The 23,547-nt window shown below is 45.4% G+C and carries 23 protein-coding genes; 13 read left to right on the plus strand and 10 right to left on the minus strand.

Annotated features, from left to right (window positions below; all coding sequences use genetic code 11):
* Nucleotides 1–75 precede the first annotated feature (75 nt).
* Nucleotides 76–516 (minus strand): Lrp/AsnC family transcriptional regulator, encoded by a 441-nt coding sequence (locus L3V37_RS00220; protein WP_031780811.1) that lies wholly within the window; start codon nt 514–516, stop codon nt 76–78.
* Between the two features lie 114 nt (nt 517–630).
* On the opposite strand from L3V37_RS00220, the gene L3V37_RS00225 reads away from it, so the two are divergent.
* Entirely contained in the window at nt 631–1,215 is a 585-nt protein-coding gene (locus L3V37_RS00225; RefSeq protein ID WP_237305602.1) for a LysE family translocator, read from the plus strand.
* A 179-nt stretch (nt 1,216–1,394) separates the two neighbouring features.
* Nucleotides 1,395–2,168 (plus strand): siderophore-interacting protein, encoded by a 774-nt coding sequence (locus L3V37_RS00230; protein WP_017821025.1) that lies wholly within the window; start codon nt 1,395–1,397, stop codon nt 2,166–2,168.
* A gap of 99 nt (nt 2,169–2,267) precedes the next feature.
* On the opposite strand, the gene L3V37_RS00235 is transcribed toward L3V37_RS00230, so the two are convergent.
* Together L3V37_RS00235 and L3V37_RS00240 are read right to left on the minus strand one after the other, a co-directional pair.
* Nucleotides 2,268–3,140: a LysR family transcriptional regulator gene (locus L3V37_RS00235; protein WP_237305603.1), complete on the minus strand. Its 873-nt coding sequence runs from the start codon at nt 3,138–3,140 to the stop codon at nt 2,268–2,270.
* Between the two features lie 80 nt (nt 3,141–3,220).
* Nucleotides 3,221–4,027, minus strand: a complete 807-nt coding sequence (locus tag L3V37_RS00240) for an arylamine N-acetyltransferase (RefSeq protein WP_237305604.1) — start codon at nt 4,025–4,027, stop codon at nt 3,221–3,223.
* 293 nt (nt 4,028–4,320) lie between these two features.
* On the opposite strand from L3V37_RS00240, the gene L3V37_RS00245 reads away from it, so the two are divergent.
* From L3V37_RS00245 to L3V37_RS00265, 5 genes are all read left to right on the plus strand, one after another.
* The gene (locus L3V37_RS00245; protein ID WP_237305605.1) at nt 4,321–5,469 is read left to right on the plus strand and encodes an S-(hydroxymethyl)glutathione dehydrogenase/class III alcohol dehydrogenase; all 1,149 of its coding nucleotides are present in this window, start codon (nt 4,321–4,323) and stop codon (nt 5,467–5,469) included.
* Nucleotides 5,470–5,531: 62 nt separating this feature from the next.
* Nucleotides 5,532–6,371, plus strand: coding sequence for an S-formylglutathione hydrolase (gene fghA, locus L3V37_RS00250; RefSeq protein ID WP_005374382.1), 840 nt, complete (start codon nt 5,532–5,534; stop codon nt 6,369–6,371).
* Nucleotides 6,372–6,815: 444 nt separating this feature from the next.
* A complete protein-coding gene (locus tag L3V37_RS00255; protein WP_005374384.1) occupies nt 6,816–7,271 on the plus strand; it encodes a hypothetical protein in 456 nt (151 codons plus the stop codon).
* Nucleotides 7,272–7,276: 5 nt separating this feature from the next.
* Nucleotides 7,277–8,374, plus strand: coding sequence for a GGDEF domain-containing protein (locus L3V37_RS00260; protein ID WP_005383270.1), 1,098 nt, complete (start codon nt 7,277–7,279; stop codon nt 8,372–8,374).
* 24 nt (nt 8,375–8,398) lie between these two features.
* Nucleotides 8,399–8,788 carry a hypothetical protein gene (locus tag L3V37_RS00265; protein WP_017633832.1) on the plus strand — a complete coding sequence of 130 codons (390 nt, stop codon included), beginning with the start codon at nt 8,399–8,401 and terminating at the stop codon, nt 8,786–8,788.
* 94 nt (nt 8,789–8,882) lie between these two features.
* On the opposite strand, the gene L3V37_RS00270 is transcribed toward L3V37_RS00265, so the two are convergent.
* Both L3V37_RS00270 and L3V37_RS00275 read right to left on the minus strand, forming a co-directional pair.
* Nucleotides 8,883–9,686, minus strand: a complete 804-nt coding sequence (locus L3V37_RS00270; RefSeq protein WP_136976761.1) for an HAD family hydrolase — start codon at nt 9,684–9,686, stop codon at nt 8,883–8,885.
* A gap of 94 nt (nt 9,687–9,780) precedes the next feature.
* Nucleotides 9,781–10,668: a LysR family transcriptional regulator gene (locus L3V37_RS00275; RefSeq protein WP_136976762.1), complete on the minus strand. Its 888-nt coding sequence runs from the start codon at nt 10,666–10,668 to the stop codon at nt 9,781–9,783.
* Nucleotides 10,669–10,794: 126 nt separating this feature from the next.
* On the opposite strand from L3V37_RS00275, the gene L3V37_RS00280 reads away from it, so the two are divergent.
* The 3 genes from L3V37_RS00280 (at nt 10,795) to L3V37_RS00290 (ending at nt 14,063) form a co-directional block, all read left to right on the plus strand.
* On the plus strand, nt 10,795–11,652 hold the full coding sequence (locus L3V37_RS00280; RefSeq protein ID WP_136976763.1) for an MBL fold metallo-hydrolase: 858 nt from the start codon (nt 10,795–10,797) through the stop codon (nt 11,650–11,652).
* Complete coding sequence (locus L3V37_RS00285; RefSeq protein ID WP_136976764.1) at nt 11,646–12,266, plus strand: DsbA family protein; 621 nt, start codon at nt 11,646–11,648, stop codon at nt 12,264–12,266. Before L3V37_RS00280 ends, L3V37_RS00285 begins: the two co-directional genes overlap by 7 nt.
* A gap of 117 nt (nt 12,267–12,383) precedes the next feature.
* A complete protein-coding gene (locus L3V37_RS00290) occupies nt 12,384–14,063 on the plus strand; it encodes a pseudouridine synthase (protein WP_237305606.1) in 1,680 nt (559 codons plus the stop codon).
* A 98-nt stretch (nt 14,064–14,161) separates the two neighbouring features.
* Here the strand turns inward: L3V37_RS00290 and L3V37_RS00295 are convergent, their stop codons facing one another.
* Complete coding sequence (locus tag L3V37_RS00295; protein WP_237305607.1) at nt 14,162–15,502, minus strand: MATE family efflux transporter; 1,341 nt, start codon at nt 15,500–15,502, stop codon at nt 14,162–14,164.
* Between the two features lie 507 nt (nt 15,503–16,009).
* Here L3V37_RS00295 and L3V37_RS00300 point away from each other — a divergent pair.
* Nucleotides 16,010–17,158: a GGDEF domain-containing protein gene (locus tag L3V37_RS00300; protein ID WP_237305608.1), complete on the plus strand. Its 1,149-nt coding sequence runs from the start codon at nt 16,010–16,012 to the stop codon at nt 17,156–17,158.
* A gap of 3 nt (nt 17,159–17,161) precedes the next feature.
* Here L3V37_RS00300 and L3V37_RS00305 read toward each other — a convergent pair whose 3' ends face one another.
* Nucleotides 17,162–17,443, minus strand: coding sequence for a hypothetical protein (locus L3V37_RS00305; protein ID WP_025768744.1), 282 nt, complete (start codon nt 17,441–17,443; stop codon nt 17,162–17,164).
* Between the two features lie 132 nt (nt 17,444–17,575).
* Nucleotides 17,576–17,860, minus strand: coding sequence for a pyrimidine/purine nucleoside phosphorylase (locus L3V37_RS00310; protein WP_005383244.1), 285 nt, complete (start codon nt 17,858–17,860; stop codon nt 17,576–17,578).
* A gap of 328 nt (nt 17,861–18,188) precedes the next feature.
* Here L3V37_RS00310 and L3V37_RS00315 point away from each other — a divergent pair, with 328 nt between their 5' ends.
* Together L3V37_RS00315 and L3V37_RS00320 are read left to right on the plus strand one after the other, a co-directional pair.
* Entirely contained in the window at nt 18,189–18,692 is a 504-nt protein-coding gene (locus tag L3V37_RS00315) for a DUF2850 domain-containing protein (protein ID WP_237305609.1), read from the plus strand.
* Between the two features lie 369 nt (nt 18,693–19,061).
* A complete protein-coding gene (locus tag L3V37_RS00320; RefSeq protein ID WP_237305610.1) occupies nt 19,062–21,608 on the plus strand; it encodes a glycosyl hydrolase family 18 protein in 2,547 nt (848 codons plus the stop codon).
* 168 nt (nt 21,609–21,776) lie between these two features.
* Here L3V37_RS00320 and L3V37_RS00325 read toward each other — a convergent pair whose 3' ends face one another.
* Both L3V37_RS00325 and L3V37_RS00330 read right to left on the minus strand, forming a co-directional pair.
* The gene (locus tag L3V37_RS00325; protein WP_017633823.1) at nt 21,777–22,634 is read right to left on the minus strand and encodes an alpha/beta hydrolase; all 858 of its coding nucleotides are present in this window, start codon (nt 22,632–22,634) and stop codon (nt 21,777–21,779) included.
* A 128-nt stretch (nt 22,635–22,762) separates the two neighbouring features.
* Entirely contained in the window at nt 22,763–23,353 is a 591-nt protein-coding gene (locus tag L3V37_RS00330) for a TetR/AcrR family transcriptional regulator (RefSeq protein WP_086047588.1), read from the minus strand.
* Nucleotides 23,354–23,547: the final 194 nt, after the last annotated feature.

Raw genomic sequence — 23,547 nt, forward strand, 5'->3', positions numbered from 1 at the left:
ACCATTCTCATACTCGACTGACTCTTTCGAGTCACTTCAAATTCATGTGCCACAAAAACTGTCACCCTCGTTTGGCTATCGCTCGTCTTTTGGTGTGTCCATCACCACCATCGTTGTGATCGACTTGACGTGTTCGCACTCACCCAACACATCAGCATGGAACGCTTTATAAGCGGCGAGATTTTGCGTCTCTACGCGTATGAGATATTCGTTAGATCCCGTAATGTTGTGACATTCCACCACCTCGTTTACAAAACGCACATGCTCTTCGAAACCCAGCTGTGCCTGCTTAGAGTGCGAGGCCAAACCAATCGACACATAAGCGACAAAACCCACGCCAAGTTGCTGATTATCCAGTACTGCTCGGTAGCCTTTGATCACGCCTTTACGCTCTAAATCTTGCACTCGGCGTAAGGTTGCAGACGGAGATAAACCAACGCGTTCCGACAGCTCCACATTGGAGATTCTTCCGTCTCGTTTGAGCACTTGCAATATTCTTTCGTCAAATCTATCCATGATGATGTTTCATTGCTTATTTAGTTTCTAATCATCAAATAAAAGCACAATATTGACCTCAGTTCTACTTATAGTTGTTCTCAACTTATCGAGAACTGATTCAAGGAACAATCTATGGAATATCATCAACTGGGCGCTTTGGCGTTGTTCGCTTTTGTCTCCACTTTTACGCCGGGTCCCAATAACATTATGTTGATGACCTCAGGGGCAAATGTCGGCTTTAAACGCACTATCCCACATATGTTGGGCATTACCTTTGGCTTTGGTGCCATGCTAATTTTGGTGGGCATTGGCTTGATGAGCCTGTTCCACGCATATCCAATTACACACTCCATTTTAAAAGTATTGAGCTTGAGTTATTTGCTGTACTTGACGTACAAAATCGCCACCAGCGACAAAACCGAAGCAAAACACGATTTTCGCCCGATGTCTTTTTTAGGGGCTGTTGCATTCCAATGGGTGAACCCAAAAGGTTGGTCGATGGCGTTGACGGCCATTACGGTATACACCAGTGGCGGTTCTTGGCTCGAACTGACTTTTATCGCCGGTATCTTCTGTTTAGCCAACTTGCCATCGGTGACATTTTGGACGGCGGCAGGTATGCAATTGCAGCGTTGGTTGACCACCGATAAACGCGTTAAGGGGTTCAACTACAGCATGTCTGCGCTGTTGCTTTTGTCTACGATTCCAATGATATAAGTCCATTTATGGTTAAAAAACGACTCACTTTACGTGGTTAGAGAAAGGATAGAGGTAATATTTTTCTTGAGGCTTTGGCGTTAATTCACAGTGTAAATTTGTTTAAAGACGCTACCCTCTTGTTAGGGAACTTGATAATCTTTAAATGAGAAAGAGAATAATTATCGAGTAAAGTAACAATGAAAAAGAAGCCTCAACCTAAAACGCTTGTTGTCACAGACACAGAAACCATCACTCCAAACATGCAGCGCATTACCTTGCAAGGTGAGGCGCTGAGCCACTTTCCTCGTGACTGCGAAGGCAGTTACATCAAATTACTGTTTAACGATATGGGCGGCGCGGATCTGAGCATCCTGCCAGAAGACGACCGACCAATCATGCGCACCTACACTATCCGACGCTTTCATCCAGAAACCAGTTCAATCGAAGTGGATTTCGTCCGACACGTAACGCAAGATCTGCAATGCGGATTTGCAGCGCGTTGGGCAATGGCCGCGCAAAAAGGCGACACGATCAGCATTGTTGGGCCAGGTAGCATCTCCAACTTAAATACTGAGGCGGATTGGTTCTTCATGGCTGCCGATATGACAGCACTTCCAGCACTTTCTGCGAAAATTCGTACGCTGCCAGAAGAGGCCAAAGGCTACGCTGTGATCAGCGTGATGTCTCCAGCCGACATTCAACCCCTAAACACGCCAGCCGGTATGGAGTTGATTTGGCTAACTGAACAGCAAACCTTGGCTGATAGCGTTCGCGAACTCGAGTGGTTAGACGGTAACGCTTCGGTATGGTGTGCGTGTGAGTTCGATTCAATGCGCGCGCTGCGCCAATATTTCCGCAATGAGAAAGAAGTCGATCGCGAGAACATCTACATCAGCAGCTATTGGAAGCAAGGCGTGTCTGAAGATGGGCACAAAGTGATTAAACGTGAAGACGCGGAATCCAACCAATAGTGATTCATGTCTTTTCGATTCCAGCTCTCATCCTAATAAAAACGCCCGGCATCACCGGGCGTTTTAGCAACTTCAGTTGTATTAAAGTTCATGAAAACTCTAATCCGCTAGTTCCTGCGCTAAAAAGTCGATCAACAACCTCACTTTGGGCGATAAATTTCGGCTTTGTGGATACAGTGCCCAAATGCCTTCACGGTCGTCTCGGTAACCGGTCAGCACCTCGACTAGCTCACCGTTATCTAGAGCTTCTTGAACGTAATAGTCCGGCAACTGCACTAAACCCAAACCACGTTTGGCGGCGCCCATTAGCGCAAAACCACTATTGCATTTAATTCTCCCCGATACGCGCAAAGACTTATCGCGTTTATTTTCCTTAAAATGCCAATAATCGACCGAACCAACTAGGCACTGATGTCGAGCCAGTTCGGATAATGTGTGAGGCTCGCCAAATCGCTCCAAATACATAGGGCTAGCACACACGTAATTTTGACGCGACGAAAGACGCTTTGCGATCATGCTGGAATCTTGCAGGCGGCCAAGACGAATCGCCACGTCTACCCCTTGCTCTATCAAATCCAGTTTTTGATTGGTCAGAACTAAATCGAGATCCACACGCGGGTACTTCTCCAAAAACTGATGCAAGAGCGGTGCGAGGTTCATTTCCCCATAGGTCACAGGCGCTGTCACACGCAGCAAACCTCGCGGTTCGGTTTGCATTTGCGTTACAGCAAGCTCAGCTAGTTCTAGCCCTTCGACCAAGTGTTTGCACTGCTGATAATAAAGCTGTCCAGCTTCAGACAGAGAAACTTTTCGCGTCGTGCGATGCAGTAACTTAACCGCAAGACGCTCTTCAAGTGCCGATACGCGGCGACTGATTTGTGCCACTGACGTTTTCAGTTTAGCCGCGGCAGCTGTAAAGCTGTTAGTTTCCGCTACGGCAACAAACTCGCTGACTCCTTCCCAATTCGCCATGCTGTATTCCTGTCGACCTCTTCTAGACAAATAGTGATTACATTGTTCTCGTCGCGCTACGCTTTGAAAACTGGAAAACTTTACGCGTCAGGTAACGGACGAAGATCGTCGTATTGCGCATCAAGCTCAATGCCAAAATATTCTTTCAACGCATCCAGGTAGGTTTGACCTGGCTCTAGCTCTATTTCTGTTAGCTCTTCATGATTGGTGCATCTGAGTGTGTAGTTAAGCAGCGTCACCAACCCACTTTCTGTCGCTCTAGCAGCGACTCTTGCGCTAGTAAAACGTGAATTAGGCGAAGTCGAGGTAAAGAAGTTGCTACATGCAATGTCACCAGCAAACACAAACTCTAGGTCAAAGCTGTATAGATTGTTCCACGTGTCCGTTCCATCGGTTGAAAGCACTTGGAGGAAATAACCAAACTGAGCATCTTTGACAAAACGGAAGGTTTGTAAATCCGTCTGAATCACTTGGTCAAGGATAAATGGCAATGGCGCTCGAGGGGTATTGGAGCCAAAACCCACATCGACAATCCATGTTTGTTCCTCTAACGTCACTAACGTGATTTGATGACTACGACCTGTTGGTGTACCAGACACATGTACACGCCCTAGCAAACTTCGCGCTTCAAACCCAAGAGTGTTGAGCACATCAAGCATTAAACCATTTAATTCAAAGCAGTAACCACCGCGAGAGTGGTACACGGTTTTTTGAATAATATCTTCAATCTCAACAGAGACGCCTCGCTGCAATGCGATGTCAAAATTCTCAAACGGCAGGCAACGATGCTGCGCCACGTGAATTCTGTGCAATGACCCCAAATCGGCAGGCAATTCACTAGGCAAGCCTAGCTTGGTTAAATAGGCACTCAGATCCGTCTTATTCATAATCACTCTTACTTAGCTGATGGTTTGACAGTTTTCTACTTTAGCCCCTCTATCTAACTTCAGGTCAATCACCTTTTCCATTTCCCTTCCGCTTTAAGGAGGCATCGCACTCTTTTTACACGCTCACCTTATCATTATTACGCATATGTAAAAATCATTTTCAAAATGGACGGATTATCATTTTTACTGAAACACCTAAAATGAGCACCAACAAAACGACGAAGCGCGGTAAGCAAACCTTAACTACGCTTATTACGTCACTCCATATACTGAAAATATAAAGGAAACATCCAATGTCGCTTGAAATCAAACCTGGTCAAACTCACATAAAATCAAAAGCAATGGTCGCTTGGGCTGCAGGTGAGCCGCTTAAAATGGAAGAAGTGGATGTACAACTTCCAAAAGCCGGCGAAGTGCTAGTACGCATCGTAGCAACTGGTGTTTGTCACACTGACGCATTCACACTATCAGGTGACGATCCAGAAGGTATCTTCCCTTCAATCCTTGGTCACGAAGGTGGCGGTATCGTTGAAATGGTTGGCGAAGGCGTAACAAGCGTTGAAGTTGGCGACCACGTTATCCCACTTTACACTGCTGAATGTGGTGAGTGTAAGTTCTGTAAGTCTGGCAAAACGAACCTATGTCAGGCCGTTCGTGAAACGCAAGGTAAAGGCCTAATGCCAGATGGCACAAGCCGATTCTCTATCAACGGCGAAACTATCTTCCACTACATGGGTTGTTCTACTTTCTCTGAGTACACGGTTCTTCCAGAAATCTCACTAGCGAAAGTAAACAAAGAAGCACCACTTGAAGAAGTTTGTCTTCTAGGTTGTGGCGTAACCACTGGTATGGGTGCGGTATTAAACACAGCTAAAGTTGAAAAAGGCGACACAGTGGCAATCTTTGGTCTAGGCGGTATCGGTCTTTCTGCAATCATCGGTGCTCGCATGGCTGGTGCCAGCCGCATCATCGGTGTAGACATCAACGAAAGCAAATTCGACCTAGCGAAACAACTGGGTGCAACTGATTGCACCAACCCACAAAAATTCGACAAGCCAATTCAAGAAGTGATTGTTGAAATGACAGACGGTGGTGTTGACTACTCATTCGAATGTATCGGTAACGTAAACGTGATGCGCCAAGCACTTGAGTGCTGTCACAAAGGTTGGGGTGAGTCAGTCATCATTGGTGTTGCTGGTGCAGGTCAAGAGATCTCAACTCGTCCATTCCAACTGGTAACTGGTCGTGTATGGCGTGGCAGCGCTTTCGGTGGCGTTAAAGGTCGCTCTGAGCTTCCAGAAATCGTAAACCGTTACATGGCTGGTGAATTCGGCTTACAGGAGTTCATTACCCACACAATGGGATTAGCAGATGTCAACAAAGCGTTTGATCTGATGCATGAAGGTAAGAGCATCCGAACAGTTATCCATATGGATCAATAATGCTGCCTCAGGCTCTCCTTTTGGGGAGCCTGAATTCCTTCTGCTAATTAGAGAGTTTATTCATGACCATTGAAAATGTAAGCCAAGCTAAAGTGTTTGGCGGTTGGCACAAGCAATATACACACGAATCCAATGCCCTAAACTGCACCATGCGCTTCGCGATATTCTTGCCACCTAACGCAACGAAATCAAATCCCGTACCCGCGCTATACTGGCTCTCTGGTTTAACGTGTACCGATGAGAACTTTATGCAGAAAGCGGGCGCATTTCGTATGGCGGCCGAGCTTGGCATTGCGATCATTGCACCAGACACAAGTCCGAGAGGCGAAGGTATCGCTGACGACGAAAGCTATGACCTAGGAAAAGGAGCTGGCTTTTACCTTAATGCGACGCAAGCACCTTGGTCACTGCATTACTGTATGTACGACTATGTGACTGAGGAGTTGCCTGCGATCATCGAAAGTAACTTCCCAGTCTCTGACGTGAAGTCAATTTCCGGTCACAGTATGGGCGGCCACGGAGCGCTCACCATTGGTCTGAAAAATTCAGAACAGTACCGTTCTATTTCAGCGTTCAGTCCAATCAGTAACCCAATGCAATGCCCTTGGGGACAAAAAGCCTTTACTGCTTACTTAGGCAAGGAGCTTGAAAGCTGGAAGCAATACGATGCAAGTGAACTTCTAAAACAACAACAATCACCATTACCAATTTTGGTTGATCAAGGTGATGCTGATGGCTTCTTAAATGAGCAGCTTAGACCGGAAGCGCTGATTGCTGCGGCAAAAATACACGATTCAAACCTAACCTTGAGAATGCAACCAGGCTATGACCATAGCTATTACTTCATCTCAAGCTTTATTGAAGAGCACCTCAACTTCCATGCAAAATATTTGTTTGCATAGTTAATTTAAGTAAGCTCATGAAATAAAAAATAAAGTCACCAAAACTAGGTGACTTTATTTTCTTTACGTACTAACAAATACATATCTGAATATCGATGATTTAAATATGTAAAATAATGTAACTTAAGAACAAATTCGACATCCATTTCTCGCCTTATTAAATTCTCATTTCCGACACAGTATCTTTATTAAAAATGACACAAAGTTGCACTAAAAACCAATTAAATACCGCGAAATCATTACGAAACTCTACCATCATCCCAATACTCTGAGCTTTTAATTAAGAAGCAACTTAATAACCTTGACGTGACGTAAACCGACAGTTATTTTTGAAACATAACGTATTATAAAATCTCATCCGGTTGGCTCTATAATTATAAATAAATTACCGCTAGCACCTTTGTCCTAGCTAAGAAAAAAGAATAAAACTCAAAAGGGCATATGATGAAAAAGATAGTCGCGCTAGGTCTGTTTTTTGTTGCGCCATTCTTGTCTGCAAATACGATCGTATTTAGTAGTAGCCAGCAGCCTAGTGTCATACTGGAACTGGAAGAGATCCAAGCTTTACCTACCACTAGCTACACGATGACATTGCCTTGGCTTCCTGCTTCGTCAGAGTTTTTAGGCGTTAAACTCAGCACGCTTCTTACACACGTCTACGGAAAGGTACCAGAGCAGGTTGATATCAGCAGCTTAAACGACTATCACTCGACATTGTCCCGACAAGATATTCTTCGATATCAACCAATACTGGCTTATCAACAAGATCAGAATTACATAAAAGTCAGGAATAAAGGCCCTTTCTGGGTGATATATCCACTCAATCTCTATCCAGAGCTAAACTACAATAAATATCATGCGCAAATGGTATGGCAAGTAAATGAAATAAAAGAAAAATAATAAGAATGAAGTTATCAGAACCCTATTCTAAGAAACAAAGAATATTGCAATATTCTACCACCAGCAAAATGCTGCTGGTGGTGTTTGCCGTTTCTTTGCTTCTCGCGAATGTCGTGCTTTTACAGCAAACACGTTCACTCTCACAAAATTTTAATAACGAACAAAAACAAGCGACTTGGTTTTTATTCCAACTCTCCAAAGAACTATCAGAACTTGTCGGCGAGGCCAGACGGTTAGATGAAAACGTATTGAATATTGATGGTGCAGAGCTTCAATACGAGTTAGCGTGGAGTCGCTTTGACTTATTGACCAGTAGCACGAAAGCCAATAAGTTCTTTTCTCGGAACAACATGCACCTTTACTTCATTAATCTTTTTGAAGAGTTCAAAGAGCTAGAAAAACAACTAGTAGAAGCTAGAACAGGTGATAGCCAAGCTGCTGCTGCATTTTATCGTTCAACTCAAACACTATATTTAGGCTTAATAGACTTCGTTAATCAAAACTTCCGCCTAAGCAGTAAAGCTTATGAAGCACAAAAAGGTCAAACCCAGCGCTTAATGCAAGCACAATATATGTTGTTTGCGACGTTCGTTTTGTCGATTATCTCTCTAACTTATTTCTTTTATCGTGAATCCCATTTTCATAGAAAATTGGCGCTCAGCGACCCTTTAACGAACCTAGGGAACCGCAATGCACTATTCATTACCCTAAACAAATTTACTCAAGAAAAAAGGCCCTTTTCTCTCTGGATTCTAGATTTAAATGGTTTTAAAGAAGTCAACGACACACACGGACACCAAGTTGGCGACACTGTACTGCGGGAAATCGCTAGGCGGCTTAATTCTATGGCACTCAATGATTTTACTGTTTATCGCATGGGAGGAGATGAGTTCGCGGTTATCCTTGAAGGTGAACATCTCAATGAAGAGAACGTACGTGAGCAGATAAATACCGTCTTTGATGCACAAATATTAAACTCCGATAAAGTCTCAACACTTTCAACAAGCATGGGCTTAGCGCAATACCCTAAAGACAGTGACAATGTTGACTTTCTTATCAGCATAGCGGATAAGCGCATGTACAAAATGAAATTTCAACGTTAAACGGTATATATGATGAGAAAGTTCATGCAAGTACTGCTTCTACTGGCAGTCATTGCGGCAGGTGTGTTGGCTTGGGTATTTATTCCATCGCACGAAACCATCGGGCAAAAAACGCTTGAGCAGGCACTCAACGACGACTACAGCCTCGTTGGACATCGAATCTACTCAACCGATCCGGATGCTGGCAACCGATTCGGCTACTTCGTATTGGCAACGGGCCAGAGCATTGAAGAGCAAGAGCCGTTTTTGGTCACTTCGGATCAGTTTATTCGCATGGAGCAAACGGGTGATAATACCTTGTCTGTGACCATCAATGGCCGTATTTACCATTATCATAACGACTTGTGGGTGCCAAAATCAGACGGGAAATTGCAGCACTTTTTAGTCAGCGCAACCGCCAAGTACGTACGCTAAAACGGGAACCTTACTCCCCCCCAAAAAAACAAAGCCCCGCAGTGTATGCGGGGCTTTTTACGTGAAGAAGAAAATAACATCGAAAAAATGAGCGTTACTTCGCTAACACTTTCTCTTTAATCACTTTGAGTACCCCAGCCTCTTGGTTGCTTGGCGCAGAATAACGAGCAATTTTCTTAATCTCTTCGTGCGCGTTGGCAACCGCGTACGAATGCTCACTGACTTGCAGCATTTCGAGGTCATTGAGGTAATCACCAAACGTCATGGTTTCTGCCGGAGTAAAATTCATCGTCTCTTGAAGATGCTGAATGGCCGCACCTTTAGAGGCCTCGGCATTCATCACATCCAGCCAGATTTTTGCACTCACCACGACTTTATGCGTTGCGCCAAACTTCGTATTCATGGTCGGGAACAAGAGCTCTTCCGAACCGCCAAAGTGACAAATTGCCACCTTAATGAACTCGTCTTCGACCTCAAGCAAATCCGGCACATATTCACAGCGGTGGTAGTACTTTTGAAATTCTTCCAGCGATTGCTGATCATGCGTTTCGATGTACGCCGAGCGCTTGCCACACAATACGATGTTCGCTCCGTCAATTTCACGAGCCGCTTTCACAATCTCCGCCACTTCCGCTTTAGGAATGGTGCAACTGTAGAGCTCTTTGTCTTGGAACATCACCAAGGTGCCGTTTTCAGCCACATACAACAGTCTGTCTTTGATTGGCGCGAACGTGTCTCGCAGGCTGTAATACTGACGACCAGACGCAGCGGAGAACAAAATACCTTGCTCTTCCAGTTGCAAAAACAGATCGAAAAACTCCGGATCCAAACGACCGTATTGGTCAAGCAATGTGCCATCCATATCGGAAGCAATAAATTTGATGCGAACTTGTGACATTAACTAAAACTCTAAATGACGCTGCGAAAATATATCCATGTAAGGTACAGGATCTTGTATGAATCTCAAGTCGGGATGACGACGCCTTTCGCTATTACCAAGGATGCTGTTTAAAGTAATCTTCACTGTGATCGATGAAAGCTCTCACCGCAGGAGACAAGTGTTTACGTGATGAATACAGCGCGTAAATGTTGAGATCATTTGGCTTCCAATCCGGCAACACCGACTCAAGCTGACCCGATTTGAGATAGATATTGCTCAAGTAAGTTGGCAACATCGAAATACCCATGCCTTGTAAAGCGCCATGCAATAACGCCGTGGCCTCATTGCTGGTTAGGCGACACTCAATTCCCACCGATTCGAACTGGTCGCCCTGAGACAAATGCCACACGTGACGCTCAAAGTTTTTGTATCCCAAACAGTCGTGTGAAGATAAATCTCGCGGATGCGTGATCGCGTGGTGAGTTTGCAAGTATTGCGGCGATGCCACCAACACCGATTCACACACCGCAATCGGCTTACCAATCAAAGAAGGATCGGGATCTGACGCAATTCGGATTGCCAGATCGATACGTTGTTCGGTTAGATCACTCACTGAATCTTGCAGATCTATGTCGATATGCACTTTGGGGTGCTTTTGCATAAAACTGTTTACTACGGGGATCAACTGTGAGAATCCAAATGAAGTACTAGACGCAAGACGGATTTTTCCGGACAGCTCACCATCAGCGGCAATGTTCGACGTTAATGTATCGGCCTGTTTTAACCAGCGCTCAATCTGAGGCAAGCTGCGCTCCCCTGCGGTGGTGAGCGACACCTTGCGCGTAGTGCGGTGCAACAAACGAGTTTGCAACCAGTTCTCCATCGCCTCTACGTAACGAGTCACCATTGGCCGAGACATGTCTAACCGTTCTGCGGTCGCGGTAAAACTGCCAGAATACACCACATCCACAAATACTTTTGCTGCCGTTACTCTGTCCATACATTTGCTCGAAATAAGAAATAGTGATGCACATTATTGTGTATTTTTCCGAGCGTATCAATTTCCTAATATAGCTCCCGTTCCCAAGCCATGGTCGCTTGGCCCCAAATTCTTTAGGAGCTTATTATGAAAAAATTCACTTTGATTGCTGCATCCATATTAATGGCAAGCCCTGTCCTAGCCTCTCCCCTTACTCTTGAGGTTTACAACGCCGACGGTAACAGCTTCCACGTAAACTCAACCTTGGTATACGGTGAGACTGACGCCATGGTTATCGACACTGGCTTCACCAAAGCTGACGCGATGCGCATTGCCGCTAAAGTGCTGGACTCAGGCAAAACACTTAAAACCATTTTTATCAGCCAAGCGGACCCAGACTACTACTTTGGCGCAGAGGCCTTACACCAACAGTTCCCTGATGCGCAGATCATCACAACGCCTGCGGTTCAAAAAATTATTAAAGAGAAATTGGCTGGAAAGCTGGCGTACTGGGGACCAAAGCTTGGCGCAAACGCACCGGTAAAACCAGTGATCCCTGTCGCGTACGATAATGCATCATTAGAGCTAGAAGGTCATAAGATTGAAATCCGTGGTAACCATGGCACATCAGCACACCGCCCTTACCTATGGATTCCAGATAACAAAGCGATTCTAGGTAACGTAGCCGTGTACTCAAACGTACATTTGTGGATGGCAGATGCCGCAGACCAAACCGCCATCAATGCTTGGGAGCAGCAACTTAGCGAGATGCTTGCGCTTAAACCTCAAGTGGTCATTCCTGGTCACATGAAAGCAGGCACAAAGCTGAACGCAGACACCATTCGCTACTCGCAACAATACTTGCAGGATTTTCAGCAAGCGAAAAAACACAGCAATAACAGCGCTCAACTCATTGACACCATGTCAGCGAAATACCCAGAAGCTCAATTGCCAATCGCGCTAGAAATCGGTGCAAAAGTGCATACTGGTGAAATGTCATGGTAACCGTGCATTACTTCTTCGATCCCATGTGTGGTTGGTGCTACGGGGCATCACCACTCATCGAAGCCTTGATGGACACCTCTCAATTTAAGGTAGAGCTTCATCCCGGCGGTATGATTGAGAAACGCGCGATTGAATCTGAATTTCGTCAGCACATCATCAACAGTGACGCTCGTATCGCAACCGAAACCGGAGCAACGTTTGGTGAAGCATATCTGCAACGCGTGAAAAGCGAAGATGCGTTTGTTCTTGATTCTTATCTACCCACACAAGCGATCTTGAGTGCGGAGAAAATGGGGCTGAATCCATGGAACATGCTAAAGGCCATCCAATCTGCGCATTATCAACTCGGGTTAAAAGTGAATGAAGCATCGACACTCAAAGCCATTGCAGAATCGCTAGGTTTAGCAAGTGATGCGTGGGAGCAAAACATGACGTTAAGCGAAGCCGAGCTAAACGAGAGAATTCACTCTAGCCGACAGTTGATGCGCCAGTTACACGTTGGTGGTTATCCAACCATGATTGCAGAAGTAAATGGCGAGTACTTGACCTTGCCGCACTCGACCTACTACGACAAACCGGCACAGTGGAAGCTTGCATTACAAAAACTGCAATAAGCTCTTCCCCACTCGCTCTTGTTCTTAATCCAAGAGCGATTGCCAACACTGACATGGCAATCCTGACTCAAACAGGTACAATCCTCGCTCGAATTTTTACTCGCGCGGATACCCACCATGCACTCGCCTGAACATTGTTTTACTCGTTTTACTGCTGATACTTCTGGTTATGAATTACCAACGCAGTTTACGTTTCCGTTCTACTACACGCCGCATCCTCTTTGCGTTATAGCCGCAAAGCAATTGCAACAGCATTTATTAGCGCAAACCGACTTCGAACACGATTTTGGTTTGGTTAATGAAGAAACGGGGCGAGGCAAAATGTTTGGCGTATTGCTGGTAAAAAGCCCTCAAGGCGAGCTCGGCTTTTTAAGTGCGTTTTCTGGCAAAATTGCTGACCAAAACTTGATTCCAGGATTTGTCCCTCCTGTGTACGACATGCTGACCGATGAAGGCTTCTTCCGCGCAGAAACGGATGCCATCAACGCCGCCAATGCGGAGTACAAAACCTGTGCCGCGAATCCGGAATTGGCAGATCTTAAAGCGCAAATACAAGCCGACCGAGCCGCTTATCAACAAGAAGAGCAAACACAGCGCCAAGTAATGATTGACGGCCGCGCCGCACGCAAACGACAGCGTCAACAGGGCGAGCAAACACTCAATGCCGATGACCTCAAAATCTTATTGGATGAGTTGGGTAAGCAAAGTGTCGCCGAGAAAAATGTTCTCAAATACTTAAAGCAAGCGTGGGATGAAAAGCTTGCAATCAAAGAAGCGCGCTTGGCTGAGTTAGAGCAGCAACTTGCTCATCTGAAAGAACAGCGCAAAACGCTCTCCAACGCTTTGCAGCACAAATTGCATAAACAATACCGCTTCCTAAACAACCATGGCAAAACACGCGACTTGGTGGACATTTTTGCGGACACCACAAACCCAGTTCCACCAGCAGGTGCGGGGGAATGTGCTGCGCCAAAACTGCTTCAATACGCGTTTAAACACGGATTCAAACCGCTGGCGCTGGCAGAATTTTGGTGGGGTGTGTCGCCAAAGTCTGAAGTTCGCCAACACAAAAAATTCTACCCATCGTGCAACAGCAAATGTCAGCCGATTTTGGGCCATATGATGCAAGGGCTGGATGTCGAACCTAATCCATTGGCGGAGAATTGGGCAGAAGACAAAGAACTAGAGATAATCTACCAAGACGACGCTATGGTCGTCGTCAACAAGCCTTCGGGCTTACTTTCAGTGCCTGGTAAAACTATCAAGGACTCTGCTTATACGCGCCTACAAGCGATGTACCCTGATGTGGAAGGGCCGTTTGTGATTCATCGCCTCGACATGGCGACCTCTGGCATTTTGGTGTTTGCCTTAACTAAGCGCGCGAACAAAAGTCTGCAAAAACAGTTTATGTCTCGCGGCGCACAAAAACGTTATATGGCACTGCTCGAAGGCGTATTGAACGCGCCAGAAGGGGAAATTTCACTGCCAATGCGTGGTGACCCCGACGACCGCCCACGTCAACTGGTGTGTTTTGAACACGGGAAACATGCAGAAACCTACTGGCAACTGATTGAAGTCAAAGATGGACGCAGCAAGGTATACATGTATCCGAAAACCGGGCGAACTCACCAACTACGTGTACACAGTGCTCATCACATGGGGTTAAACATGCCGATGGTTGGTGATGGTTTATACGGCGAAAAAGCGAATCGCTTACACCTGCATGCTGAGATGCTAGAGCTGGATCATCCATACAGCAAAGAGCGCATGGTGTTCAAAGCTGAGTGCGAATTCTAACGTCTTCCCGATTTTAAATAACAAAAAGGCACTGACTATCAGTGCCTTTTTTTGTTTTCTAACAACAGAATAAGCGTGATGCGCGATACCGAAAACCGTTAGCTCACCTTAAACTTGGTCCACACCTGAGAGCGCCAACGTCTTGCCATGATGATACCACGTACCCATTCATCGAGAGCGATTGCCATCCAAGCCCCTAAAACGCCATAACCCAAGTGGATGCCAAAGATGTAAGAGAAAAGCACGCCTAGTCCCCACATACTCAAAATCCCCATTTGCACTGGGAACTTGATGTCACCCGCGCCTTTGAGCCCCGCGATAAAAATCAGGTTAAACACACGTCCGGCCTCGAGCAAAATTGAGCCCATGACTAACGAACCTGCCAATGCGAGTATCTCTGGTTGATCGGTAAATACGCGCAGAATCTCTTCTCTAAACAGGTAAATCAGTGTGGTTGCCGCCGTTGATGCCACAAATCCTACTAAGAAGTAGATTTGTACGCGTTTTAAAATGCTGCTCACCCAACCTTTACCGATGTAGTAACCAGTCTGAATTTGCGCTGCCTGACCAATTGCCAGCGCGAAAGCAAACGAGAAACGGGCAATGTTTTGCGCATAAGTGAAAGCCGCTAACGATGCCGTCCCCATTTGCACCACAAAATACACAATGCAGATTTGCGCCACGTTGTAAGACAGCACCTCACCCGCGTTCATGCCGCCGATTTTTAAGATCTTTTTGTAAATCTCTACGGGCACTTGTTTCATGGTCGACATTGGTAGCTCAATGCTGCTGCGCGCGAGAATAAACCATAACATTAACGTACCGATGACTTGGCTGACGACGGTTGCTATTGCCACGCCTTGCACGCCATACACAGGTAAACCAAATGGCTGGTAAAGCGCAATATAGTTACCAATGATGTTGAACACACCCGAGATCAAATTCACCACCATTGGGGAACGTGAATAACCATGACTACGCAGAATAGTTGTAAAAACAACGCCAATCGTAACGTTAAACGTCATCGCACCGCTTATCAGCAGATATTCATGAGCGTACTGCTCGACTTGCGCTTCCAAGCCGTAATATGGGAGTAGATATATCGCACCAAGCACGGCAATCACACTCAATAGCACACCGACGAGCACAGACAACGCAATACTCGCAACACCAACGCTCACTGACTCTTGCTCGCGTCCAGCGCCATTGTATTGGGCAATCAAAATCCCCGTACCGCTACTGACAAAGGTCGAAACGATGATTAAAAAGAAGGTAATCTGCGTGATCACACCAACAGCGGATACGGCTTTGTCTGAGTAGCTACTCAGCATGAACACGTCACTGGTTCCTAAAGCCGTCCGTAGCAAAATTTCGACAAGAATTGGCCAAGCTAATGCCACGATGGACATTCGTTGGTTGATGTTTTGGCTTTTAGGCATGCTTGTAACCTTTCCTACAACTAAAAACTGCCTCACAATATTTGTGAAGCAGTTTAAAAATAGTGACTCGAACGAAGCTCGATATGAGGTTGTGATTTAGCGCGGATTCTAGTCGCATATTGGTCATAACGACAACAATATTTCGCCCTGTTTCGGAAAAATATTTCTAATGCATTTTCGAAACGACATATGCCTTGACGATACGTAGAGCAGAGATTGGTGAACAATACTCTCAATCAACGAGCACCGAACAGAATCAGGATAATCAATAGAAATATCTCCAGCTAGATACATTACTTTGAGTTATCAGTCCAACCATATAGAGCCATGAAGAACCGTCATGAAAACCTGCATGCGCCACCATTCCTCTTTGAACACTCGCACCAAATCACACTGATGGCTTTGCACTAAAAATGACTGATATCACATTTGGAAACTTTGTTGTTCTATTTATCGCGAAAATACCGCCTAGAATAAGCGTACACGTTAATTAAGCAAGGATACGTAATGTCGACATTGGCTGGGGCGCGCTTAGAAGAAATGGCGGACATCCGCTCAACAAGAAAAAAGAAAATTGTCTTTTTATGCTCCAGTATCGCCGCTGCCTGTTTAACTTATGGTTCCATTGCTCAATCACTTGAGAATAACTGGGGTTTAAGCTTTTTCCATGCTTTGTGTGCCTTGGCATGCTTAGCAATCAGTTATGTAATAAAAGTCCAGCGGCACCATCAATACGCCGACTTATGGCTAAGTGCTGTCTTAATGTTCGAAGGGTTATTGTTACTTCTGTATAACGACGCTCCGTCAGGCAAGATGCTATGGCTATATCCTATTGTCGCCACTCTGGTATTAATTAATGAGTTTAAGGTCGGTCTGTTGTTCAGTGGCACCTACATTTTACTGATCTTTTTTGGGGTCGCTTTTTTAGATCGACTGCCAACAGCCACAGAAATCATAGAGCAGAGATTGATGCTGACCCTGATAGCGACCGCGTTTGTGTGTCACACGTTCTCGTATTACTACACGAAAGTCCTCAATTACATTCAAACACTGTATCGTGAGGGGATTGAGGAGTTAGCATATTTTGACCAGCTCACTGGGCTTGCCAATCGCTGGAGCTTTGAGACTTGGGCGCGCGCAAAGCTCGATGAAATCAAGCACTCATCTGATGACAGCATCACCGCATTGGTCTTTCTCGATATCGATAACTTCAAGCACATCAACGACACCTACGGGCACGATATTGGTGACCAAGTACTTCAAGCCTTCGCAACTCGATTAAAAAATAACATTCGCAACAAAGACAGAAAAACCGATAAACACGACTACTCCATCGCTCGATTTGCGGGCGACGAGTTTGTAATCATGCTTTACGATGTAAAAAGTAAAGATGACCTCGACAGCATCCTAAAACGGATCGTAAATCTGTTTCCGACAGGTTACCGAAGCTACGATATGATTAACGAGTTAACGATGAGTGTAGGTGCTGCTATCTATAAGCAAGATGCAAAGGATTTGTCTGAATTGACTCGATGTGCAGATAAAGCAATGTACGCAGCTAAACATACTGGTAAAAACCAGTACGCCTTTTATGAGCACTGCAATACGGAAGAACAGTCAACATCTGATGCACCAGCTGTACCAGAAGCTTGCTAATGACTAAGCGAACACATGCATCACCCAAAGCCCCACAACGAGGAATACGATTAACCACACTACTTGCAACGTTCTGTTCGGCTTGTCTTGCTGACGAGTGGGGTAATCTTTAAACGCACGGCCCTTCATTTTGCCCATTAAGCTCTTTCCTAGAGCACGTCGATAAAATTCACGTCTCTTATGAGCGGCATTGGCAACTTCGGTAAAGCGCTGTCTTTGCTCATTGGTGAGATCTTTGTCCTCGTAACGAGGAGGGAGATCAGAATGCTTGCGTTGTACTGCCATCACTTCCTCCCTGGTCGATGGGTACATTTTTATTAAGTATATACCCAAATAACCAAAAAGATGCGTTATAAGTGAAGCACATAGACGAAAAAACCACCCGAAGGTGGTTTTATGACGAGCAACAAATGAACGCTAGAAGTACTCACATAAATACGCAGTCGCTTCTTTCACTTGAAGCTCAAATGAAGAATTACCTTCCACTTCAAAAAACTCACCACTTTGATAAGTCGTCCAATCGCTCTCGCCAACACGCTTGACCACAAGCGCACCTTTTACAACCGTCATACGCTCTGGTGCTTGAGTACCAAACGTGTACTCACCAGGAAGCATCACACCAACGCTAACATCCTGATCTTTCTGGTTAAAGCCTAGTGATTTTACACTACCAGCAAAATAGCTATTTTCCTTAATATTCATTATTGGTTTCCTTATCAAAAGTCCGCTCTTTTTTACCTTGTTTCTTTCCGTTACTCAAGCTTTGAAAGCCATTAAACTCAACGTAATAACGCACATCCTTTGCTACTGAGCGAGAACCTCTTTTCGCGAGGATTAATCAGGCGACCTAAACCGAGCAAGAAAACCTGCGAAGTAATGAATGTGAGCAAACAACAAAACCATCAATAAGATGTGTATCTGAATGTAAAAGTGGACATTAGATCATAGTTTCGTCGTCTCAATGGCGGGATTGTTTGTTTTTAAAAAGGAAGGTTTCCACCATGTTAAAAAAGTGGAGAAAATTAGATCTATGAAGGACTCGACTCGCCGAAGGCGAAAAGCACGACAAGAACCAAAACTTTCATTTTTGGCTCGCCACCAATCCAAAATCCTCAAGAGTACATTTGTCTGCTTCGGGATGGGTCTGTTGACGTTTTTTGGCTATCAAATCCACCTCTCCTATCAAGACCACATTGATCCGGAAAAGGTGTACGGCGAATGGATTGAGATTGGCGCGCCACCCTACCAAACAGAACGTCTCGTTTTCACTGAAGATGGGGTATACCGAAACCATCGACTTATTACGACGGAATTTGAATTCGATGGCAAGGTCATCACGTTGAATACCGGATTAGGAAAGACAGCGTATCAGATCTCGGGCTCTCATCTTTCACCTCAAATACGCCGTATTGAGCCTCTTATTCCAGATCAGCGATTCATTCGTAAAGGATTTGAGCATACCGTTCAGGGCTCAGAAACCGGTGCAGCCTCTAAACGTCGCGCCGCGTTGAGTGAACACTTCAGCCGTGACTAATACGTCTTCACGGCTATTTTTCCTTTCAATTCTCTTTCTATATCAATGAAACAAAACCTTAATAAACAACAAAATAAGGCCTTCATCGCATTTAACTAACTCGTTACTGAGTAAACAATAATTTTAGTTTCTGCTGAGATTTTATAAATTATTGACTCAGTCTGACACTTTCTGTGTAACAGAGTGCGAGTTTTAGTTAAGTTCTCTCAAGTGCCTCGAAAACCGTCTTAATTTTTTTTGACGAAAAAAAACTCTCTGAAATGCTGAGTGTGATGCTTTTGCACGTGGAGTAAATCCAATCATCTTATCTGGTGCAAGAGCAGCCTATGTTCTAGGTAGAACATGAATCCAAGGATTGAGAGAGAAGTTATGATTCGATTTAACCTATGTGCAGCTGGAGTTGCTTTAGCGCTATCAGGCGCTGCAGTTGCGGCTCCAACCGCACCAAGTATCGATATGTACGGTTCCAACAACCTTCAGTTTTCTAAAATTGAACTCGCGATGGAAACCACGTCAGGCTACTACGACATGGTGAAATACCATGAGCAAGCGAAGATTACTGTTAAATTTAACCAGTGGAGTGGCACACCTGGTGACACTTACAACGTCTATTTTGATGGTGTAAAAGTAGCAAGCGGCCCTATCACTGGTAGCCAAACGACAGCTTCGTTTGAATACGGCCAAGGTGGCTTATACCAAATGGAAATCGAAGCATGTGATGCGACAGGTTGTGCGAAAAGCGCACCAGCTGAAATCACAATTGCAGATACCGATGGTTCTCACCTGAAGCCACTAACGATGAATGTTGATCCAAACAACAAAACCTACAATACCGATCCAAGCGTCGTGATGGGTACGTATTTTGTTGAATGGGGCATCTATGGCCGTGACTATACAGTCGATAATATGCCGGTCGACAACTTGACTCACATCCTTTACGGTTTTATCCCAATTTGTGGCCCAAATGAGTCTGTGAAGTCTGTTGGCGGCAACAGTTTCAACGCGCTACAAACTGCTTGTACAGGTGTGCCTGATTATGAAGTCGTTATCCATGACCCTTGGGCTGCTTATCAGAAGAGCTTCCCACAAGCTGGTCATGAATACAGCACGCCTATCAAGGGTAACTACGCAATGCTAATGGCATTGAAACAACGTAACCCTGATCTAAAAATCATCCCATCGATCGGTGGTTGGACACTGTCTGACCCATTCTTCGATTTCGTGGACAAGAAAAACCGTGACACATTCGTCGCATCAGTTAAGAAGTTCCTGAAAACTTGGAAATTCTACGACGGTGTTGATATCGACTGGGAATTCCCTGGCGGCGGCGGTGCAGCAGCCGATAAGGGCGACCCTGTAAACGATGGCCCAGCATACATCGCACTGATGCGTGAACTGCGCGTAATGCTTGATGAATTAGAAGCTGAGACAGGCCGTACTTACGAGCTAACGTCCGCTATCGGTGTCGGTTACGACAAGATTGAAGACGTAGACTACGCAGATGCGGTTCAGTACATGGATTACATCTTCGCAATGACTTACGACTTCTACGGCGGTTGGAACAACGTTCCTGGTCACCAGACTGCGCTTTACTGTGGTTCATTCATGCGTCCTGGTCAGTGTGACGGTAGTGGCGTTGATGAAAACGGCGAACCGTACAAAGGTCCTGCTTACACAGCAGATAACGGCATCCAACTTCTTCTTGCTCAAGGCGTTCCTGCGAACAAGCTAGTACTTGGTACAGCAATGTACGGTCGTGGCTGGGAAGGCGTAACTCCAGATACGCTAACCGATCCAAACGACCCAATGACAGGTACTGCTACAGGTAAACTGAAGGGCAGCACAGCGCAAGGTGTTTGGGAAGATGGCGTAATTGACTACAAAGGCATTAAGTCATTCATGCTAGGTGCAAACAACACTGGTATTAACGGCTTCGAGTACGGCTACGATGCACAAGCAGAAGCACCATGGGTATGGAACCGTACTACGGGCGAGTTGATCACATTTGATGACCACCGTTCAGTGCTAGCAAAAGGTAGCTACGCGAAATCTCTGGGTCTTGCTGGTCTATTCTCTTGGGAAATTGACGCGGATAACGGTGACATTCTAAACGCGATGCACGAAGGTATGGCTGGTGGTGTGGTTCCTCAACCAAACCGTAAACCAACCGCAGCCGCTGGCGCAGATCAATCGGTAACAGGTCCTGCAAATGTGGTTCTAGATGGCAGCCTATCAAACGACTCTGACGGCACCATCGCAAGCTACGCTTGGGAACAAGTATCTGGCACAGCAGTGGTACTAACAGGTGCAAACTCAGCGAAAGCAAGCTTTGATGCAGCAGAAGTTACTGTTGAAGAGCAATTAACTTTCAAGCTGACGGTGTCTGATAACGAAGGTGCAACGGCATCTGACCTCGTTGTAGTAACAGTGAAACCAGCAGGTGTTGTTGACCCAGTGAACAACGCACCAGTAGCGCAAGTTGTTGCTCCAGCAACAGCAAACGCTGGTGACGTTGTGGTTGTAGATGCATCTGCGTCTAGCGATGCAGACAACGATACCCTGACATTCAACTGGACTCTACCTCAAGGTCTGAATGCAACGGTTGAAGGCTCTAAAGTCACGTTCACTGCTGCGGAATACCCGCAAGACACAAGCTTAAGCTTCACTGTAAGTGTGAGCGACGGTAAAGCGTCTTCATCGGCAAACGCGACAGTGGTTGTTGCACAGCACACAACCGATCCGAACCCTGGTACTTGTGACAACGCATGGGATGCGAGCGCAGTGTACACAGGTGGTAACCAAGTGACTCACGCAGGTAAAACGTGGGAAGCGAAATGGTGGACTCAGGGTGACGATCCTAGCCAATCTGGCGAATGGGGCGTTTGGAAAGAAGTTGGCGTAGCTAACTGTAACTAATTTCAGCCTTGCAGACTTTCTGCTAAATAAACAAAGGACAGCTTCGGCTGTCCTTTTTGGATTTAACCTCTTAACGAGGAGAGCAACACCAGAGACGAAAAAATCTGAGGTGTTACTTTCAAATCGAATTAGCGCAAAACGGAGCGAGTCAATCAGTAAAAGTAAGGGTTACCAAGCACTATCGAGCAAACGGTCAAAACTACTGAAGACTTGCTCACACTTCATCACTCGACCATGCCCCTGACCTTGTGTTGTCACTAACTCAACGTTTTTAATCTCTTCAGCCGCTTTTGCCGAGACACTGTATTTGGTGAACTTGTCTTGCTCATCGTGAATAATAATGGTGTGAGACGGACGCTCAGACAAACGCTTCATCGGATCAATGGACTGTAACGGATAACCAAATTGGTCTTCAACTTCTGAAACCACAGCATTAAAAAGCTTCATCGAGTAACCGGAACGTGCAATGCTACCGAATAAGTTCTCTACGTAATTTAATACCGGAGCAATAAGCAGCAAAGGCTTGTTTTCTAATTTACTGTGCCTACACTCAAGAGCAGAAGCGGTGCCCATGCTGTGCCCAACTAGGCCAACAATATCCTCGACCGTATCCAACACATCTTCTAATCCTCTGACAAACCCCGGAATGTGCCCATACTGCCCCTCACTCTCACCATGTGCCGGATGATCGTACGCCAAAGCAGTAAACCCTTTCGACGCAATATGTTCCATCAGTGGATAAAACTGACTTGCCGTTCCAGACCAACCATGAGTTAGCACCCAAATAGGTCCAGAGCCCAAAGTATAGGTTTTGATGATGCCTGCATGCCCTTTAATTTCACCTTTGATAAGCCCTTGAGGCTCAATATTTTTAGGTTGCGTACGAGCAGGTGTCAGAAGAAGCTTGCGCGCGGTCTTCTTTGCATGTGACGGGGCCAGTGTATGGTGTAACCGAGTACTAATGTTCACCAAACTGCGCTTAATACTGAAACGTTGCGATGTATTAAAGTAAATTTTTTCACTCATAATCATGTCCTTAACTATCAGCTTTGCACAAAATAGAACGGTCGTGCTTTTTATACTGATAAGAAAGAGCGAACTCAGCCGCTCTTTGTGATTTTATGTCTACGAATCTGGGAAGCGATTAACCGATATTAGTCTTTCCAGCGAGAAAATAAGTTGTCGATCCCTTGCCAAAACAGACGCAAGCTTTCTTGCTCACCTTTAATTGAGTAAAAAACATGCGCACTCAAATAGAGACCGTACAAATCAAACGTTGCTTGGCGTGTATCTAAGTCTGCTGCAAATTCTTGCTTCTCTTTGCCTTTCGCTATTTGGATCTCCAAATAACTCAGCCAAGTGTCTATGGATTTACGCAGTCCGGCCTGAAGCGGGCAATCTTTATCTGCCGTATCATTCCAAGCGTCAAGAAACATACAACTTCCTTGGAATGCGTGATTCCAAGTCATCCAAGAGTCGAGCAACCCTCGAATTTTACGCTCGATATTGCCATCCCCGAGTTCTCGAGCAGGCTCAATAACCCGATCAGCGAACACTTTATTGGCGTGATCAAGCACCGATAGCTGTAAATTCAACTTCGAATTAAAGTGGGCAAACAGACCACTTTTCGACATACCGCATTGCTTGGCTAACTCTCCAATCGTAAGACTTTCTAATCCGTCTTCGCTGGCGATCTCAAAAGCCCGCTGCAGAATAAACTCTTTTGTCACTTTTCCTTTTTGCATAATCTTATTTTTAGCACGATCGTTCTTTTTTGCAATCTAGAGTTAACTGGTCTAACCATTATTCAGTGCTATTTTCGACTCACGAATCAGGTATTGATTGCGTTAATAGGTTAATAATTAAGAAGTTTGAAGTAAGTCTTAATTTTCGAAACAGCTTCAATGTAAGCGCAAGTCTGTTGACTTTTTCACGTATT

Source organism: Vibrio sp. D54 (assembly GCF_021728075.1).
Classification (GTDB): Bacteria; Pseudomonadota; Gammaproteobacteria; order Enterobacterales; family Vibrionaceae; genus Vibrio; species Vibrio alginolyticus.